At 57.8% G+C, this 14722-nt stretch carries 11 protein-coding genes; 8 read left to right on the top strand and 3 right to left on the bottom strand.

Annotation, left to right across the window (positions count from 1 at the left end; genetic code table 11):
• Nucleotides 1–98 precede the first annotated feature (98 nt).
• Nucleotides 99–866, top strand: coding sequence for a hypothetical protein (locus tag HFP51_RS01565; RefSeq protein ID WP_176874010.1), 768 nt, complete (start codon nucleotides 99–101; stop codon nucleotides 864–866).
• A gap of 347 nt (nucleotides 867–1213) precedes the next feature.
• Nucleotides 1214–2329: a DUF3500 domain-containing protein gene (locus HFP51_RS01560; RefSeq protein ID WP_218135317.1), complete on the top strand. Its 1116-nt coding sequence runs from the start codon at nucleotides 1214–1216 to the stop codon at nucleotides 2327–2329.
• A 202-nt stretch (nucleotides 2330–2531) separates the two neighbouring features.
• Here HFP51_RS01560 and HFP51_RS01555 read toward each other — a convergent pair whose 3' ends face one another.
• Nucleotides 2532–3305, bottom strand: coding sequence for a VOC family protein (locus HFP51_RS01555; RefSeq protein ID WP_176874008.1), 774 nt, complete (start codon nucleotides 3303–3305; stop codon nucleotides 2532–2534).
• A gap of 200 nt (nucleotides 3306–3505) precedes the next feature.
• Here HFP51_RS01555 and HFP51_RS01550 point away from each other — a divergent pair, with 200 nt between their 5' ends.
• Together HFP51_RS01550 and HFP51_RS01545 are read left to right on the top strand one after the other, a co-directional pair.
• Nucleotides 3506–4117, top strand: coding sequence for a glutathione S-transferase family protein (locus HFP51_RS01550; protein ID WP_176874007.1), 612 nt, complete (start codon nucleotides 3506–3508; stop codon nucleotides 4115–4117).
• A 46-nt stretch (nucleotides 4118–4163) separates the two neighbouring features.
• On the top strand, nucleotides 4164–5429 hold the full coding sequence (locus HFP51_RS01545) for a TCR/Tet family MFS transporter (RefSeq protein WP_255454759.1): 1266 nt from the start codon (nucleotides 4164–4166) through the stop codon (nucleotides 5427–5429).
• On the opposite strand, the gene HFP51_RS01540 is transcribed toward HFP51_RS01545, so the two are convergent.
• The gene (locus HFP51_RS01540) at nucleotides 5426–6184 is read right to left on the bottom strand and encodes a molybdopterin-binding protein (RefSeq protein WP_176874006.1); all 759 of its coding nucleotides are present in this window, start codon (nucleotides 6182–6184) and stop codon (nucleotides 5426–5428) included. The genes HFP51_RS01545 and HFP51_RS01540 overlap by 4 nt on opposite strands.
• 226 nt (nucleotides 6185–6410) lie before the next feature.
• Between HFP51_RS01540 and HFP51_RS01535 the strand changes: the two genes are divergently transcribed.
• The 4 genes from HFP51_RS01535 to HFP51_RS01520 all read left to right on the top strand — a co-directional run bounded on the left by HFP51_RS01535 (nucleotide 6411) and on the right by HFP51_RS01520 (nucleotide 14252).
• Nucleotides 6411–9845 carry a carboxypeptidase regulatory-like domain-containing protein gene (locus tag HFP51_RS01535; protein WP_176874005.1) on the top strand — a complete coding sequence of 1145 codons (3435 nt, stop codon included), beginning with the start codon at nucleotides 6411–6413 and terminating at the stop codon, nucleotides 9843–9845.
• 87 nt (nucleotides 9846–9932) lie between these two features.
• Complete coding sequence (locus HFP51_RS01530; RefSeq protein ID WP_176874004.1) at nucleotides 9933–11093, top strand: alkaline phosphatase D family protein; 1161 nt, start codon at nucleotides 9933–9935, stop codon at nucleotides 11091–11093.
• A gap of 55 nt (nucleotides 11094–11148) precedes the next feature.
• Nucleotides 11149–11976, top strand: a complete 828-nt coding sequence (map, locus tag HFP51_RS01525) for a type I methionyl aminopeptidase (protein ID WP_176874003.1) — start codon at nucleotides 11149–11151, stop codon at nucleotides 11974–11976.
• 92 nt (nucleotides 11977–12068) lie between these two features.
• A complete protein-coding gene (locus HFP51_RS01520) occupies nucleotides 12069–14252 on the top strand; it encodes a PQQ-dependent dehydrogenase, methanol/ethanol family (protein WP_176874002.1) in 2184 nt (727 codons plus the stop codon).
• Nucleotides 14253–14312: 60 nt separating this feature from the next.
• On the opposite strand, the gene HFP51_RS01515 is transcribed toward HFP51_RS01520, so the two are convergent.
• On the bottom strand, nucleotides 14313–14582 hold the full coding sequence (locus HFP51_RS01515; RefSeq protein WP_176874001.1) for a hypothetical protein: 270 nt from the start codon (nucleotides 14580–14582) through the stop codon (nucleotides 14313–14315).
• Nucleotides 14583–14722: the final 140 nt, after the last annotated feature.

The raw sequence follows: 14722 nt of genomic DNA, 5'->3' as shown, positions 1-14722 counted from the left end.
TTGGTCGGAATTTCCGGATAGACAGGCAACGGCTTTTCGCGCGCTGTGCTTGCGCAGCCGCGACTTAGCTGCATCATGGGCGAAGGAGGTTGGAGGAGATGAAAACCAATCAGAGGTTCGTTCGGCTGGTCACGCTCATCAGCGCGGTGATCTTAACCGCCTGCGAGCGAGGCAGTTATAGCGCATGTGTCGGTGAGGCTTGTAATGAAGGCACAGCATCTGAAAACACTGCATCGAGTGGACCGGACGAACATCCTGCGACTTCAGCTTACCAGGAAGGTGATCCAACCCTTTCCTATCAAAGTGACCGCAGCAAGATAGAATCAGCAGCAGAACTGGCAGATTTCGTCGACATCAGCTTTGAGTATCCAGCATCTTGGGAAGTCCGGCAGGCTGGCCCCTTAGGCCGTGAGAATATTGTGATCGCTACCACAGCTTCCGACGGGGCTGATGGTCAGGTCGCTAGATTATCGAGTTGGCGGGCATTTTCACCAGCCGGGCAAGAAGTCACGCGAGAGGCGGTTTCCTATTTGGTTGAAAGAGACGCGCAAGGAATTGCACGCGACTTGCGTGAAGAACTCGACAATTTTGAGATTGTTGATGTTGGATTCAAGAACTCTGAAAATCAGACAATCTTCGGCTTTGCCTATCGTGGAGTTCAACGTCAGGAGCAAGGTGAATCTGAGTATCCCGTGCCGATCATCGGTCTGTTGGACATCATCGTACCAAATAACACCGACCACGGCGTGGTAGTGCAAATTGAATCTGTTCCCAGCGTGGCACGCCATGTTTCGTCGCACGAAGAACTGCGCGCAGACCCCGCGTACGGTCTTGTGTGGAGCACGTTACAGATCGGTGGACGCTAAATGAGTTGATCGCGTCAACGGAGAGTAAGAATATAGTGCTTGGCACCCCATCAAATGTCCGCAATGGGCGCAAAGCGGACATTGGTTCGATGTCACTCGAATGTCCTGTTCTGGGCCGATAGCTGACCGCAGCCTTTCAGGCCAGAATCTGTGAATACATGATCTTGGATGGTTCTTTTAATCAGGTGTACGGATTGCTTGCTGCTGAGCGAACACCAAGTTCCGGATCCTACTTGAGATAGGGAGATACTAAGATGCGACGTGCAATCTTGCTGAGGGGAATTGTCGCTGCTGGACTGGTAGCCATCGCCGGCGCTGCGACAAGTCAGGGCTTTCCGCCCGGCCTGATGGATCTAAAGGAAAGATTTCAGACCGCAGAAGACGATGCGGTCGCTGAGCCCTTTGTCGGCGTCCACACATCCGAAGGGATACGGACCGGGTTGTTCCCCCTGCAGGCATCAGGCGTCTCGACCGAGCCGGTGAGAGTGGCCGCAAGCACATTCCTCGCATCCCTCACGCCGACCCAGCTCATGCGCACACAGTTTGCTGCACAAGACCTCGAATGGAGGCGTTGGCTTAACGTCGATAATGGGATCTATTCGCGACGCGGTACTCCACTTGCGGAAATGAATGACGAACAGCGCGATGCAGCAATGGCGCTATTGACCGCTTCGCTTAGCGCGCGTGGAGTCGAACAGAGTTTGGCAATCATGTTGACCGACCAGGCATTGAAGGAACTTAATCCGGAAAATGCGGCGTTCCTCGACCCGGATCTCTATTATTTCACCGTCATGGGCTCGCCGTCCGCAACTCAGCCGTGGGGATGGCAGCTCGACGGGCACCATTTGGTTATCAACTATTTTGTCCTCGGCGACCAAGTGGTAATGACACCGACTTTTTGGGGCGGCGAGCCTGCGATCTCTCGGCAGGGTAGCACCGCGGGAAACGCAGTGCTGCAAAGCCAGCAGGACTTGGGCCTAGTGCTGATGCAGTCCCTTTCGGCGGAGCAAAGATCTATTGCGATACTCGAGCCGGAAAAGACTCATGACAACATGGTCGCAGGCGCATCCCAGGATAATCGAGAACTTGATTATGCGGGGCTGGCTGCAATCGATATGTCCGCCGCTCAGCGAAAGATGTTGATTGATGTGATCGAGAGCTATGTCGGCGCTCTGCGCGAACCACATGCTGCTGTGCGTATGGAAGAGGTCTTTGCGCATCTCGATGAGACATGGTTCTCATGGGTTGGCGCGACCGAAGACAATTCCATCTTCTACTATCGCGTCCACAGCCCGGTCATCTTGATCGAGTTCGACCACCAGATCCCGATCGGCACCAGGATGCTAAACACGCCCGGCCAACCAACACGGGACCACATCCACACAGTAGTGCGCACCCCAAATGGGAATGATTACGGGCGCGACCTGTTGGCGCAACATCTCGCGGCGGCGCATTCCAACTAGTAAGTGACATGGGCTGGCTCCTTTTACCGTTACTAGCGCGTCGGAGTGGCGGTCGACGATATGGTCGTTTTTTGTGTCGGCAACTGCCGTTCGCTTCAATGCCGAACGGAGGACCGTTTTCAGGCGCAAAAAAACCGGGGCTCTTGATGTCGATCTATGTCCGCATTGGGAGCAAAGCGGGCACTTTCTGCTTCGCTGTGTATCAATCCACCAGCCGGAAATGCACGCCGCCGATCGTCACGCTGTCTGCAGTGGTAGCGAGGCCGCGTGCTTTTGCGCGGTCGATGATTCCATCCCGGTCGAAGGCTTGGAGATCGATGCCGCTGAGGCCCGGGCGGCGCCCGTCAGTGTCGGGAACGAAGCGCAGGCGGTTATTCGCCAGTTCGACGATAGGACTGCCATCGGCCTCCCCGACAGAAACGCCGGCAACATCTGCCCAATGCTGTGCCAATGCCTGCGGGTCAGGCCCTTGCAGCTCGATCCCGACAATTGCGCTCACCACATCGGTTGAGATCGTATCTTGCCAACCATCGCCGCCAGCCGGCAACCAGAAGCCTTCAGGATCGAAGCGCTCCTGCCAATCGACTTCGAAAAAGGCCGCCCGCATGTCGCCAGGATGGAGCTGCATGATCTTCCATTCGTCGCCATCCGTCTCCCAGGCAACGCGAACCCCATTGTCCGATGCCCGTGCGCGGCACGCATCCTGCTCCTTTTTGGTTTCGACCTGGCCGATGACCATATATCCGCCGTCACCGTCGCGTCGCTCGAGATACCGGCCGGCGGCCGTATTCTCTTCGATCGGCGCGACGACCTCAATAAAGTCGGTGCCGATGGCGAGCAGCGTATTTTCCAGTCCGAAACTGCGGACGTGCGGATCGACATAGGCGGTCTTCAGCGAGAAGACGGCCTTTAGATCGGCGATGACAGGTTCGAGCGTGTCCGCGACGAGGCACACCTGCCTGAAGTAAATGCTCATATGTCCCTCCGCGCAGTTGAGCCGGGAACAACGGGCCCCGATCTGCTGAATTCTTACGTAACGCCATGCACCCGCCGGAAAATCCTGGCAATGGCGCCAAATTTGCGTCTTCGGTTAGACGGCGGCACAGTTGATATCCCGACTGTATTCTGTCGACCGATCTTTGGCGCTTGCAGGGCCAAAAATGTGAAAGGACGAAAATGCTGAAACTTCACTTTGCTCCAAACTCACGCGCGGGACGGATCGTATGGCTACTGGAAGAATTGGAGCTGCCCTATGAAATCAACAAAATGGCGTTTCATCCCAAGGATCTGAAGTCGGACGAGCATCGCGCGCGCCATCCGCTCGGTCGTATACCGGTGTTGGAGGATGGCGATGTCACCATTTTCGAGTCCGGGGCAATCGTCGATTACATTCTGGAACGCCACAAGAATGGCGGCCTGAAACCCGCAGTCGATGACCCACGCTTTCCCGACTATCTCCAATGGTTCCATTATTGCGAAGGGATGGTCATGCCGCCGGTGAACACCGTTGTCGTGCACACATTATTGCTGCCCGAAGAGCGCCGCGATGCGACCGTTTTGGGCCAGGCGCAGCGGCTGCTGACCAAGGCGCTGGGGCCGGTTGATGAAGCGCTGCAAGGCAAGGACTATTTGATTGGCGATTTTTCCGGTGCAGACATCATGCTCGGCCATGCCTGTTTCATGTCCAACCGGCTTGGGTCGGTCAGCGATGAGATGACAAACCTGAAAGCCTATGTGGACCGGATCGCGGCGCGCCCCGCCTTCCAAACCGCGATCACAATGGCGTAAGGCGGGCTGCACCGCAGTGTAGTTCACATATGGCTGAGCGCCATAGATGGCGTCTGACGCGTCTGCCGCCTATGGATCGCCGATGGAAGAGCGCAAATCCAAGGCGGCGACCCGTTTCGTCCTTGGGACCATCTTCGTCTATGCGATCGGCTTTGGCATCATCATGCCGGTGCTGCCCGATCTTGTAGTCGAGCTGGCCGATGTTTCACTGCCAGAGGCAACGTCGATCGGCGGCTGGCTGATCCTCACCTATGCTCTGTTTCAGTTTACATTCGGACCGCTGGTTGGAAGCATCAGCGATCGGTTTGGCCGCCGGCCGGTGCTGCTCCTCTCCCTGGCCGGGTTCAGCATCGATTATGCAGTTATGGGATTGGCGCCGACCCTTGCCTGGCTGTTCCTGGGACGCGCGCTGGCCGGTACTTTCGGTGCGGCATTCTCAACCGCCTATGCGACGATGGCCGACATCACTGACGAGGAGAACCGCGCGCGCGGTTTCGGCTTGATCGGCGCGGCGTTTGGAACTGGTTTCATCGTTGGCCCAGCAATTGGCGGGGTGATTGGCGAATTCGGCACCCGCCTCCCCTTCTTTGTGGCCGCCGGGCTGGGCGCGGCAAATCTGATCTATGGCTATTTCGCCTTTCCCGAGACACTAGCGCATGAAAACCGGCGGCCATTCAGTCTCATACGTGCCAATCCACTCGGCGCCTTGCTGAAGCTGCGGATGATGCCGGGCGTGTTGCCGGTCGCCCTGGTCTATCTGTTCTGGATGAGCGCCCAGAATATCTATCCCGCGACCTGGGCCTATTTCACGCAGATCCGGTTCGACTGGACGAGCGGTATGGTCGGGATCTCGCTCGCATGGACCGGAGCGATGATGGCCGTTGTTCAGGCGTTCGCGGTTGGCCCTATGGTGAAACGCTATGGCGAACGGCGCAACGCGATACTCGGGATCGCGATCAGCGCGGCCGCCTATATCCTATACGCCATTAGCCCCTATGGCTGGGCTGTGTTCGTGATCATGGCGGTGACAGCGCTCGCGGCCCTGGCAGGCCCGGCAATCAGCTCGATGATGAGCCGACGCGTCCCGGCCCATATGCAAGGAGAGTTGCAAGGCTTTATCGCAAGTTTGACCGCCCTCTCCGCGATTATTGCACCGCTGACTTTCAATCCGACGCTGGCGCATTTCTCAAGTGATGACGCGAGTATCTATTTCCCCGGCGCGGCTTTCGCTATCGCAGCGGCCATGGCCTTAACTGCGATGGTGATCCTGCTGTTCACGCGTCGAAGCCAGCCCAAGCAGGCGGACGGCTAGATACCGCCCGGCGTAACCTCTTGGCCGTTGGCAACCAGCGCCTCAGACAAAGCGTTCATGCACGCCACAAGCTGATCGGCATCGGTCGAGCGCACCACAAAGTTCGCACCGACCCGCCCTTCGCGGAAAAAAGGATAGCTGCCGATCTGGCTGTCAGGGTGCGCATCTTCGACCGCGCCCAATATGTCAGCCACTTCGCTTTCGGCCGTCCAACAGCCGATCGTATCCGACAGCACTGGGTCGCCGCCTTCAAGCTGACCGGTCAGCGCATCCATCATCTGTTCTGCGATATGCGGGATGCCTGCCATGATGAAGATATTGCCATGGCGAATGCCGGGCGCGCCCGACATCCGATTCTCGATCAGCTCGCCGCCATCGGGAACCCGTGCCATCCGCAGACGTGCATCAGTGAGGCCACCTTTGTCCTTATAATAGCCTTCGAGCATCGCCCGAGCGCGCGGATGCACGATCACCTCGACACCGAGCGCCGCCGACACCGCATCGACGGTGATATCATCATGGGTCGGGCCGATGCCGCCGGTGGTGAAGAGATAGTCCGTCTCCGCGCGCACGGCATTTACGGCTTCGGCAATCCGCTCAAGAATATCTGGCACAATTCGTACCTCAACGAGCCGGATTCCTTGCACATTTAGCCATTTCGCAAGTGCAGCAACGTTCTTGTCCTGTGTCCGGCCTGACAAAATCTCATCGCCGATCACAACCAAGCCGGCGGTCCAGGTTCTTTTCTGATTCATGCGGCATGCCTTAGCGCCGGCTTGGCTGGGGCGCAAAGATTAGAAGCGTGTCATGATTCACACAGGTGAGTCAGAACCGTAAGTTACCCCCACCTCCAGACTCCGCAAAACTGCGGATTTGTCACATAAGTGACACGACGACTCGTTAGACGGCGGGTCATCGGACCGGAGGTGCAAAGGGGCACGAGACCGGTCAGGGGTAATCAAAGATCCATCGGGGATAATCATGCGCTATTTCAAGGTTTTTCTGGCTGCTACCGCAGCTTCGGCGTCGGTTGCAGGCGTCATCGCCACTCCTGCTGCGGCGCAGCAAATTACATCAGGTGTTCAGGGCCGAGTCGTTGATGATGCGGGTAACGCCGTCGCCAACGCTTCGGTTGCCGTAACCGATACGCGAACGGGCTCGACCCGACAGCTGGTGACTGGTTCTGACGGTAGCTTCCGCGCAGGCAACCTTGTTACGGGCGGACCATACACGGTCACCGCAACGGCATCGGGCTTCGAAGGCCAGACGGTCGAAAACATCCGGATCAACCTGTCAGGCGATACATCGCTCGCTTTTGAACTGACCCGTAGCGCCGGCGAAGCAACGATCGTTGTTACCGCAGCCCGCGCCAACCTGGTCCAGCTCGCACTTGGCCCGGGCAACTCCTTCAACGAGGAGATCCTCGAAAGCTTCCCGTCTATCTCACGCGACGTTCGCGACCTTATTCGTATCGATCCGCGCGTCAGCCTTGACCGTTCGAATGAAGTTGACCGCATCTCCTGCCTCGGCGGTAATGACCGGTCGAACACCTTCACGGTTGACGGCATTGTGCAAGCCGACGTGTTCGGTCTGAACGGCACCCCGTTTGCTGCACGTAACGCACTGCCGCTTCCGTTCGACGCCATCCGCGAAACCTCGATCGAGTTCGCACCGTTCGACGTCGAGTATTCGGGCTTCACCGGCTGCGCCGTCAACGTGGTGACCCAGGCAGGTACGAACCGTTTCTCGGGTTCGGCCTTCTACACCTTCCGCAACGAAGACCTGCGCGGCGACACTGTCGACGGTCAAGACTTCACGCCGGCTGCATTTGAAGAGAAGCGCTGGGGTGTCACCCTTGGCGGACCGATCATTCCCGATCGACTGTTCTTCTTCGGCGCCTATGAAGAAACCGATCTCGGCGATTCCAATGATACGGGGCCTGCGGGCGGGGGCTTCGCAAACGATGCCGACTTCGTAACCCAGGCCCAGTTCGATCAATTCTCGAACATTGCTCAGAATGTCTATGGCATCGATATTGGCGGCTACCCGCGGTCTCTGCCGGAAGCGAGCATTCGCTATTTTGGTCGTCTCGACTGGTATGTAGATGACGATCACCGCATCGAAGCCACCTATCAGCGTCTTGAAGAAACCAATGTCGAAAGCGACACGGGCGATCAGGAACTGACTGGCCTCAACAGTTTTGAAGATGAAGGCACCGTCTCCGACTATTACTCGCTGCGTGTCTACTCGGACTGGAGCGAGAATTTCTCAACTGAGCTTCGCCTGTCGCGCTCTGACGTTACTGACGTTCAGGGACCGGTTGGCGGCGGTGAGGCGCAGGACGGCAATCCGATCCCGCGCTTGTCGGTTGGTGTTATCGGTCCATCGCAAAATGGTGTGTTGAGCACCGGTCCTGGTATCTTCCGGTCCGCCAACGCGCTGGAAACTCAAACCGATCTTGCCCGCATTACCGCAAACTGGACGATTGGCGATCATGACATCAAGTTTGGCGCAGAGGTCAATGACCTTTCCGTATTCAACCTGTTTGCCATCAACGCAACAGGCACGATCTTCTTCCGTAACCTGACCGATTTCCAGAACGGCGATGTTGCCCCAGGCTTTTTCTCTACCGTCTTTAGTGACACGGCCGACAATATTGCTGCTGGCACACTCGGTGGTGCTACGATCCGTGCAACTCCATCGGGTGACATCAACGAGGCTTCGGCAACGTTCAATCGGCGCATCTACGCAATTTATGCGCAGGATGATTGGCAGGTAACGGACCAGTTGAGCGTGATCGGCGGTGTTCGCGTCGAATGGTTTGATGGCAGCGCGCCGCGCACCAATCCGGCCTTCAATACCCGCTATGGCTTCGGCAACAATTTCGGCTTCAGTCAGCTGGATCCGATCATTCTGCCGCGGCTCGGCTTCACCTACACCTTTGATGACTTCGAAGGCCTGATCCGCAACAGCCGGCTTACCGGCGGTGTTGGCGTGTTCTCAGGCGGTGATCCGATCGTCTACTTCTCGAACGCATTCTCCAACAACGGTTTCTCGACCGGTGAAGGCGATACGTTCGATCCGACCTGTGCGGGCTTCACCAATCCGGATGGCAGCTTCAACGTGCTGGATGCAGGCGGCAACTTCACCGGCTTCCCGGGCTGTGCCACTCAGTTTGCATCCGGTCAGGCAGCAGCCGGCCTAGCTGATACACAGTCAACCGATCCGAATTTCGATGTTCCGACGGTAGTCCGTGCGAATATCGGCTTTTCCACCGAATTTGGCTGGGGCGAAGGCTTTTTCGATAACTGGCAGCTGCAGCTCGACTATATCTACAGCCACTTCCAGGATCCGATTAACTTCGTCGACCTCTCACAGGTCGTCGATCCAACCCAGGGCCTGAATGGCTTCACCGTTGATGGCCGTCCAATTTATGTCGCAATCGATCCGTCCAATGCGGGTTGCGCATTGACGCTGAACGGCACAGGCGGCACGGGCCTCACATATTCGGGAACTTTCTCGAATGCGTGTCGCACGCGGCGCGATGATGAGATTCAGCTGACCAATGGCCGATCCTATGACAGCCACGTCTTCTCGTTCAGCATGTCGAAGAATTTCGATCGCGGCGTGTTCACCGAGAATGGCAGCGTGTTCGTCAACTTTGGCTACGCATTCACAGACTCGAACAACTCCCGGAACAACAACAGCTCGACAGCAACGTCCAGCTTTGATGAATCGGCAGCATTTGACCGGCAGAACCCGGTCAACTCGACGTCAAACTATGAAACGCGGCACCAGTTTACTTTCGCTGTGAACTTCACCGAAGAATTCATCGACGGCTATGACACGCAGCTCGGCATGTTCTTCAGCGCCCGTTCGGGCCGTCCGTACAGCCTGACCTTTGATGGCGGCGGGGTGTTCAACGACAGCTCCTCGGGTAACGACAACGCGCTCATCTACATCCCAACCGGAGTGAATGATCCGAATGTGTCTCCGCTCTCCGTGGCTTCGGAAGTCGCCGAGCTCGTCAACTTCGCTCAGCAGTGGGACTGCGCCAGCGAAGCAGCGGGTACGACGATTCGTCGGAATACCTGCCGGGAAGACTGGACCTATGATATGGATATCCGCATCAGCCAGGAACTTCCGGGACCGGGTAGCTGGTTCGGCATCACTCAGGATCGGTTCGAGCTGTTTGCCGATATCGATAACTTCCTGAACATGCTCGACAGCAGCTGGAACACGTTCAAGACGCGCGGTTCCTTCGGCGATGGTCAAGTGGTTGACCTTGTCGACCTTGATGGTGTCGATGCCCAGGGACGCTACATCATCTCGGGCTTCAATCCGGATATCGACCAGAATATCTCAAGCTCCGCATCGGTATGGCGGATCCAGATCGGCGCGCGTTACGAGTTCTAGGATGACAACGCATAACCGCTAAAAAATGGGGGCCGGAGACGATCATGTCGCCGGCCCCTTTTTTGTGAGGAAGGGACGCACACTGCCATGACACGATCGACAATTGCACTTCTGGCCGGCCTGGGATCATTGGTTCTAAGCAGTTGCGCAAATGTGGCCGCGGCACCGCAAGCTGCGCCTCCGCAAAGTGCCGAAGAAGCGCTGCGGCCCTATTACGCCACGCTCGACACCAATGTCCCTCAGGCCAATGCCGGCGCGCAGCTCGACATCAGCCGCGCGATCAGCCGGATCGCATTTGGCAGTTGCAACCACCAAAACCGTCACCAAACCATCTGGTCGACAATCGCGGCCCACAATCCGGAGCTGTTCCTGATGATTGGCGACAATGTCTATGGTGATTTCGGTTATCGCGGCGAGGCAGATCTCGGCACGTTCGCACATGCCTATCAACTCCAGGCTTCGCATCCCGAGTTCATCGCCTTTCGCAACCAGGTCCCGATGCTGGCGAGCTGGGACGACCATGATTTCGGGCCCAATGATTCCGGCGGAGCCTTTTCCTTTCGCGAGCGATCCGAGCAGCTGTTCGAAAGTTTCTGGCGCTCGAGCGATGCCGTGCGCGCACGACCGGGCATCTATGACAGCGTGATGATTGGGCCCGAGGGCGAGCGGGTACAGCTTATCATTCTCGACACTCGCTTCTTTCGCGATCCGCTGGTCTCCCTGCCCTATTCGGCCGAACGCAGACCGCTCGGCCATTACGGAATCACCGACAGTCCCGACGCGACGATGCTCGGTGCTGCCCAATGGGCGTGGCTGGCTGGCGAGCTGGAAAAGCCCGCTGATCTTCGTATCATCGTTTCATCGATACAGCTGCTAACCGACGCGCATAATTACGAAAAATGGGGAAATATGCCGCTCGAAAGAGAGCGATTCTATCGCGCGCTCGCAGCGCGCAATGGCGGCGGCATGGTCGTCCTGTCGGGCGATCGCCATAGCGGTGCCTTCTATCAGGCCACGCCCGAAGCATTGGGTGAAGAACTGTGGGAGCTCACCGCCTCCTCGCTCAACCTCTCGTTCGGAGAAGGCGATACCGGAGCCCGCGAACCCGACCCGATCCGCCGTTCCGGTTTCTATTCGGATGAGAATTTCGGCATGCTCGAGATTGACTGGGCCGCTGGCGAAGTAGCGCTGAACCTCAGGCGATCGGACGGTGAAAGCCTGCACGCCGAGCGCATCCGTTTCCGCTAGCCGGGTTCCGCGATGATGGTAGCGAAACCATGACGGTGTCGCTATATAGCCGCTCATGAACCAGTATCAGACCATAACCGCAGCCGACCCGGTTGCGCGCGACGGCACAATCAAGCTCCACGACGCAAGTGGGTTTGAGGGCATGCGCGCGGCTGGTCGATTGGCCGCCGAGGTGCTCGATGCGCTGGTTCCGCTGGTCGAGCCTGGCGTTACGACCGAGGAGATTGACGATTTTGCCCTTGAGCGGATGAAAGCCGGTGGCGGCATTCCCGCAACGCTTGGCTATCGGGGCTATACGAAGAGCTGCTGCACCTCGATCAATCATGTGGTGTGTCACGGAATTCCGGGCACCAAGTCCCTCAAAAAAGGCGATATCGTCAATATCGACGTAACGCCAATCCTTGATGGCTGGCATGGCGATACCAGCCGGATGTTCACCGTCGGCAAGATCCCGATCAAGGCGCAGCGGCTTATCGATGTCACCTATGAAGCGATGATGCTGGGTATTGCCGAAGTGAAGCCCGGCGCATTTCTCGGCGATATTTCGCACGCCATCCAAAGCCATGCCGAAGCCCATCGCTATGGCGTCGTTCGTGATTTTTGCGGTCATGGCCTGGGTCGATTGTTCCATGACGCACCCGAAGTGATCCATGCGGGCAATCCCGGCACCGGCCCCGAGCTCAAACCCGGCATGTTCTTCACGATCGAGCCGATGATCAATATCGGCAAGCCGAGCGTAAAAGTGCTCGACGATGGCTGGACGGCCGTGACGCGCGATCGATCGCTCTCGGCCCAGTTCGAGCATTCGGTGGGTGTGACCGAAGATAGCGTTGAAATCTTCACCAAGAGCCCAACCGGCCTGGATAATCCGCCTTACACCTAGTCGGACAAGTTTCGCCGAAGTCATTCTGCATACAAGAATTTGCAACGCTCATCCTGCTGGGCCAATAAGGAGACTCAGGAGGGACGTCTGTTATGCGCAAATGGATCGGATTGGCTTTGGCAATGAGCCTGGCGGCATGTTCGGCAGGTACCGGTGGATCGGAAGGATCTACAAGTTCGGCTGAAGGCACGGCAAAAGTCGATGGTGAGTTTCTAACGACTGGCGGAGACGGCAGCGATTGGGCTGCGGCCAGCTTTAATTATGACGAACAGCGCTTCAGCCCCCTCGATCAGATCACGACGGAAAATGTCGAAAATCTCGGCATCGCCTGGACAGCCGAACTGCCCGATGCGCGCGCGCAGGAAGCCACGCCGATCGTTGTGGACGGCATCATGTATATCACCGGGCCATGGTCCAAGGTATTTGCATTCGATGCCCGCAATGGCGAACCGCTTTGGACCTTCGATCCCGAAGTTCCGCGCTCCGTTCTCCAGAACACCTGTTGTGACGCAGTCAATCGCGGTGTCGCGGTTTGGCGCGGCAAGCTTTATCTCGGCACCCTTGATGGCCGGTTGATCGCGCTCGACGCCGGCACGGGTGCGCAGCTCTGGTCCGAACAGACGACCGACCAGGACCGACCCTATACAATCACCGGCGTTCCGCGCGTCGTGAACAATCGGGTCATTATCGGTAATGGCGGCGCCGAATTCGGTGTGCGTGGATATGTTTCGGCGTACAATGCCAATACCGGCGCGCTCGAGTGGCGCTTCTATACCGTTCCCAATCCCGATGGTGAGCCTGATGGCGCAGCCTCGGACGAAGTGCTGCAAACTGCATCGCGGACCTGGTCCGAAGGTGGTTCATGGCGCGAGTCCGGCGGTGGCGGAACCGTGTGGGATTCAATTGTTTACGATCATGAACTGAATCAGCTTTACATCGGCGTCGGCAACGGCAGTCCGTGGAACCACGGCGTCCGGTCAGACGGACAGGGCGACAATCTGTTCCTGTCTTCGATCGTCGCGCTCAATCCGGATACCGGCGAATATCTCTGGCACTATCAGGAAACCCCGGGCGAGACATGGGACTTCACGGCAACCCAATCGATGATCCTCACGGATCTCGAGATTGATGGCGAAACCCGTCAGGTAATCCTCCATGCGCCAAAGAATGGCTTCTTCTTCGTAGTTGACCGCGAGACGGGTTCGCTGATTTCCGCCGAAGCCTTTGTCGACGGTGTGAACTGGGCGACTGGCTATAATCTGGAAACTGGACGGCCAATCGAAAATCCGGCGGCGCGCTTTTATCGGACGGGCGAGATGTTCATCGCCAATCCCGGACCGATCGGTGCGCATAACTGGCAGCCCATGGCGTTTAATCCCATGACAGGCCTTGCCTATATTCCAGCCAATATTGCGCCGCAGCTCCTGCTGCCCGCGACGGAAGATGCTCATTCCGAGCTCAGTCCGATCGGTTTCAATACCGGGACTAACATTGCGGACACCGCCCTTCCCCGTGACGAAGCGACAATGCGCGCACTGATCGCGACAGTGAGCGGCCAGCTGGTGGCTTGGGATCCAGTTGCGCAAGAAGCGCGCTGGACAGTGGATTACACCACTCCCTGGAATGGCGGAATTCTGACAACCGCCGGCAACCTTGTCTTCCAAGGCACGGCAACCGGCCAGTTCAAGGCCTATACTGCCGACACCGGCGAAGAGCTTTGGTCGATGGACACACAGACGGGCGTATTGGCTGGTGCCTCGACGTTCCTGATCGATGGGGTCCAGCATATCGCTTTCACCACCGGCCGTGGTGGTGCGTTCCAGATCACGGCTGGTGCCGCCGACATAACAGCAGGCCAGGTGCCGAATATTCCACGCCTGATCGTGCTGCGACTGGATGGCAGCGGGGTCCTGCCTGATGCACCAGATATGGAGCAGCAATTGCTCGATCCGCCTGAATCAACCGGTACAGCAGAACAAATTGCACAGGGTGAAGGACTCTTCATGCGCTACTGCATGGTCTGCCATGGCGAGGGAGCAGTCGGCGGCGGCATCAACCCTGACGTTCGCTTCTCCGGCTATCTAACCGATGCCGAAGCCTGGCTGAGTGTCGTCCGCGGTGGTTCACTGGCCGAAAACGGCATGCCTAGCTTCACCAGCGTATTGCCAGCTGAACTCGCTGAAACCATCCGGCTCTATGTCATCGACAAGGCCAATGAGGATATCGCCCGGCTCAGGGCGCGCCGCGAAGATGCGGAAGGCGCTGACGAAGGCTAACGGGATAATCCGCGCACAAAGGATGCGCCGCCAGGCTTCGGCCCGGCGGCGCATTTTTCGCTATTGGGGTTCGTCCGGCTCGCCGTCCCCGTCGCGATCGAAGACGTCGGGACGACCATCGCCATCGGTATCCCAACTGTCGGGACGGCCATCACCACGCTGGTCCCAGGCATCCGGTGCGCCATCACCATCGGTATCGATAGTTGGAACAGGCACCGTCCGGTCTTCCGAAGGTGGTGATGCATTACCATCAGCGTCCTGAGCTAGTGCCGGCATTGCCATAGCCGAGGCTGCAAGAAGGGAGGCGCCGAACAGAATAGGTTTTCGCATGATCTAATCCTTAGTTTACGCCCACCACTCGCCGCCAGCATCGTGACTTTTCGACAACGGAACAGGGAGTTGGCGACGGATAGACCCGAAAACAGGACGGTTTTGCAAAAGTGCACGGACCATCTCTCGGGCGCATCGGC

The organism is Parasphingopyxis sp. CP4 (assembly GCF_013378055.1).
In the GTDB taxonomy this organism is placed as follows: Bacteria; Pseudomonadota; Alphaproteobacteria; order Sphingomonadales; family Sphingomonadaceae; genus Parasphingopyxis.
Note: the sequence above shows the minus strand (reverse complement) of the source record. Positions and strands in the feature narration are given on the sequence as shown.

Excerpts from the sequence above, each read along its gene's own strand:
- HFP51_RS01565 (WP_176874010.1), top strand. The coding sequence starts at position 99 with ATGAAAACCAATCAGAGGTTCGTTCGGCTGGTCACGCTCATCAGCGCG.
- HFP51_RS01560 (WP_218135317.1), top strand. The coding sequence starts at position 1,214 with ATGGATCTAAAGGAAAGATTTCAGACCGCAGAAGACGATGCGGTCGCT.
- HFP51_RS01555 (WP_176874008.1), bottom strand. The coding sequence starts at position 3,305 with ATGAGCATTTACTTCAGGCAGGTGTGCCTCGTCGCGGACACGCTCGAA.
- HFP51_RS01550 (WP_176874007.1), top strand. The coding sequence starts at position 3,506 with ATGCTGAAACTTCACTTTGCTCCAAACTCACGCGCGGGACGGATCGTA.
- HFP51_RS01545 (WP_255454759.1), top strand. The coding sequence starts at position 4,164 with ATGGCGTCTGACGCGTCTGCCGCCTATGGATCGCCGATGGAAGAGCGC.
- HFP51_RS01540 (WP_176874006.1), bottom strand. The coding sequence starts at position 6,184 with ATGAATCAGAAAAGAACCTGGACCGCCGGCTTGGTTGTGATCGGCGAT.
- HFP51_RS01535 (WP_176874005.1), top strand. The coding sequence starts at position 6,411 with ATGCGCTATTTCAAGGTTTTTCTGGCTGCTACCGCAGCTTCGGCGTCG.
- HFP51_RS01530 (WP_176874004.1), top strand. The coding sequence starts at position 9,933 with ATGACACGATCGACAATTGCACTTCTGGCCGGCCTGGGATCATTGGTT.
- map (WP_176874003.1), top strand. The coding sequence starts at position 11,149 with ATGAACCAGTATCAGACCATAACCGCAGCCGACCCGGTTGCGCGCGAC.
- HFP51_RS01520 (WP_176874002.1), top strand. The coding sequence starts at position 12,069 with ATGCGCAAATGGATCGGATTGGCTTTGGCAATGAGCCTGGCGGCATGT.
- HFP51_RS01515 (WP_176874001.1), bottom strand. The coding sequence starts at position 14,582 with ATGCGAAAACCTATTCTGTTCGGCGCCTCCCTTCTTGCAGCCTCGGCT.